At 62.3% G+C, this 3193-nt stretch carries 4 protein-coding genes and 1 pseudogene; 4 read left to right on the top strand and 1 reads right to left on the bottom strand.

All coding sequences use genetic code 11. From position 1 onward, the window contains the following. The 4 genes and pseudogenes from EN906_RS28355 to EN906_RS28340 all read left to right on the top strand — a co-directional run. A pseudogene (locus EN906_RS28355) lies at positions 1-292 on the top strand (urea ABC transporter permease subunit UrtC); the annotation flags it as partial. A gap of 6 nt (positions 293-298) precedes the next feature. After that, on the top strand, positions 299-1045 hold the full coding sequence (gene urtD / locus EN906_RS28350; RefSeq protein WP_127271299.1) for an urea ABC transporter ATP-binding protein UrtD: 747 nt from the start codon (positions 299-301) through the stop codon (positions 1043-1045). 69 nt (positions 1046-1114) lie between these two features. Next, positions 1115-1810 carry an urea ABC transporter ATP-binding subunit UrtE gene (gene urtE / locus EN906_RS28345; RefSeq protein ID WP_023813006.1) on the top strand — a complete coding sequence of 232 codons (696 nt, stop codon included), beginning with the start codon at positions 1115-1117 and terminating at the stop codon, positions 1808-1810. 271 nt (positions 1811-2081) lie between these two features. Next, positions 2082-2258, top strand: a complete 177-nt coding sequence (locus tag EN906_RS28340; protein ID WP_081738697.1) for a hypothetical protein — start codon at positions 2082-2084, stop codon at positions 2256-2258. A 49-nt stretch (positions 2259-2307) separates the two neighbouring features. Here the strand turns inward: EN906_RS28340 and EN906_RS28335 are convergent. Next, on the bottom strand, positions 2308-3193 hold an 886-nt coding region (locus EN906_RS28335; RefSeq protein ID WP_164777419.1), incomplete at its 5' end, for a GGDEF domain-containing protein.

Here is a 3193-nt window from a genome sequence, read left to right as displayed (position 1 = left end):
CGGTGCGCTGCTGGTCAACGCCGGCAAAGCCTGGTTCACCGGCGTGCTGCCGGAGTTCTGGCTGTTTGCACTGGGCGGGCTGTTCGTCGCCGTCACGCTTTTGCTGCCCAAAGGCATCATCGGCATGTGGGACAGTTGGCGCGGCAACGCCAAGGCGTTGCGGGCAGCTTCGATTGCCGAGGAAGCCGGCAGCGACCCCGACGTTCCGCCGCCGGCGAAAATCGTTCGCAGCGAGGCGAGAAAGCCCGGCGACTGGTCAGCCAGCAACCCCGAACCGCAGCCGGCGGAGTGAGCGACCATGTCAAAGTCGAACACGATCCTTTATCTCGACGGCGTCTCGGTCTCCTTCGATGGTTTTCGCGCCATCAACAATCTGTCGCTGGTGCTCGACAAGGGTGAGATGCGCGCCATCATCGGCCCCAACGGCGCCGGCAAGACGACGATGATGGACATCGTCACCGGCAAGACGCGGCCCGACGAAGGCGACGTGTTCTTCGACGGCCAGGTCGATCTGACCAAGCATGACGAGGCCGAAATCGCCATGATGGGCATCGGCCGCAAGTTTCAGAAGCCGACCGTGTTCGAAAGCCACACGATCGAGGAAAACCTGATGTTGGCGCTGAAGGGACCGCGCTCGATCTTCCCGGCGCTGTTCCATCGCCGCTCGACCGCCGAGACGCGGCAGATCGATGACATTCTCGGCATCATCCGGCTTGGCGACAAGCGTGACGAATTGGCGGCCAATCTGAGCCATGGACAAAAGCAGTGGCTCGAGATCGGCATGCTCCTGGCGCAGGACCCGAAACTGCTTCTGGTCGACGAACCGGTCGCCGGCATGACCGATGCCGAGACCGAGGAGACCGCGCGGCTGCTCAAGGATATCGCCCGCGACCATTCGGTCATCGTCGTCGAGCATGACATGCATTTCGTGCGCGAGCTCGGCGTCAAGGTCACCTGCCTGCATGAGGGCTCGGTGCTCTCGGAAGGCACACTCGATTTCGTGTCGGCCGACGAGCGTGTCGTCGAAGTCTATCTGGGGAGATGAGCATGGTCTGGCGGGTGCAGTTCCATCATTTCGATCTGTCGTTTCTGCGGTTCTGGAAAAGGCGCTGACATGCTCGAAGTTTCCAATGCCACGCTGCACTACGGCGCCGCCCAGGCGCTGCGCGGCGTGTCGCTGAAGGCGGGCGCCGGCAAGATCACCTGCGTGCTCGGCCGCAACGGCGTCGGCAAGACCAGTTTGATGAGATCGATCGTCGGCCACCACCGGCTGACGAGCGGAAGCGTTGCCTTCGAGGGGAAGGCGCTCGACCGGAGCGCGGCGTATGACCGCGCCCGGTCGGGCATCGCATTCGTACCGCAGGGCAGGGAGGTCTTTCCGCTGCTCACCGTGCGGGAGAACCTGGAATCAGGCTTCGCGCCGCTGAAACGGGCCGACCGCAACATTCCGGCGCATGTCTTCGAATTGTTCCCGGTGCTGAAGCAGATGCTCGGCCGCCGCGGCGGTGATCTTTCCGGCGGCCAGCAGCAGCAGCTCGCCATCGGACGGGCGCTGGTGATGCGGCCGAAACTGCTGGTGCTCGACGAGCCGACCGAGGGCATCCAGCCGTCGATCATCAAGGACATCGGCCGCGCCATCCGCTACCTGCGTGACCAGGCCGGCATCGCCGTGCTTCTGGTCGAACAATATCTCGATTTCTGTCGCGAGTTGGCCGACGAGGTCAACATCATGGACCGTGGCGTGATCGTCCATACCGGTCCGGCGGAAGATCTGGACCGTGCTGATGTCAGGAAGTTCCTGACGGTCTAGAATCGCCAACGCACTTCAGTTGACGATCCGAAGTCCTTGGCAAGTCCAGTATTTCTCCGGCCCTGCACCAGCCTCTCTGGTGCATCGGCAACTGCGTGCTAGTCTTTTCCTAGGCTTTTGTGAGTCGGCCGCTTCCGTACCAGTCTGGTTTATCGCAGATCGAGGAGCACGGCCAATGCCGGGCAAGTTTCACGCAAGCAAGGCTGCCTAGCTTCCCTCCTGCGATCTCTGTCGTTCAAACGCGTTTGGGCACACAGGCTAAGGGACAGCCATGGAACGTTACGTCGAGGATTACCAGAAGCGGCGGCTTATCGAACGTGTCGATATCATCGCTGCCATCAACATCTTGAGATCACAGGGCTGCGATTACGACGATCTGATCGAGGAGATCACCAAGGTCTTCTATGTCGATCTCGATACCTTCAATGAGATTGTCATGGCGGCCTAGGAGCTGCATTCGTCTCGCCACGATCAGAGGCCGGTGTTGACACACGCGATCAGCCTGCGCGCTTGAACGGAGAAGCGGTGACGCGGTTGCGGCCGGCGCGCTTGGCGTCGTAGAGCGCCTTGTCGGCGGCATTGAGCACCTTGTCGAAGCCGAGGCCTTCCTTGGTGCCGAAAGCAAATCCGGCACTGACCGTGCATATCAGCGAGCCTGTCTCGGTTTCGATGTGGTGCGCGGCGAAAGCTGCCCGGATGGCCTCGGCGGTGGCCTCCACCGTTTCGGGCAAGGTCCGCTTCAGCACCAGCGCGAATTCCTCGCCGCCCATGCGCGCGGCGACATCACCCGGGCGAAGATTGCTGGCGAGTTCCCGTGCAAATACCTTCAGCACCTCATCGCCGGCGGCGTGGCCGAATTCGTCGTTGATGGCCTTGAAGTTGTCGAGGTCGAAGACGACCACCGCCGTGAAGGCACCGACCGGCGCATCGCCGTGCAGGTCGAATAGGGCGCGGCGGTTGAGCAGGCCGGTCAGCGGGTCGGTCAGGGCATTGTGGCGGTGATGCCGGGCCAGACGCCCTTGGTTCAGGGCCAGGGAAAGCGCTCCGATGCCGGTCATGCTGGCGATAACGATGATGAGGCTCAGTTCCTCGGCCCAGTTGCTTGGCGCATGTCCAAGGACCAGCTTTCCCTCCCAGGCCAAAACCATGGCGCAGAGAGCGAAGGATGCGGCCGTGGCCGAATAGAGCGCGGTGATACCGGTTGTCAGGGCAGGGGCTTCGTCGCGGCCTTTCCAGTATTCGACCGCCGTTGCGAACAGAAGCAAGGCGGCGAAGGCATTTTCGAACATGAAGCCCAGCCCGTCATAGCCTAGAGCCATGGGAGGCAATGTAACGGCCAGTGAAATGGCGCTGCCAAACGCCGTTCGCGGCACTGGCGAGCCG

It is taken from the genome of Mesorhizobium sp. M7A.F.Ca.CA.004.06.1.1, from assembly GCF_003999135.1.
Classification (GTDB): domain Bacteria; phylum Pseudomonadota; class Alphaproteobacteria; order Rhizobiales; family Rhizobiaceae; genus Mesorhizobium.
Note: the sequence above shows the minus strand (reverse complement) of the source record. Positions and strands in the feature narration are given on the sequence as shown.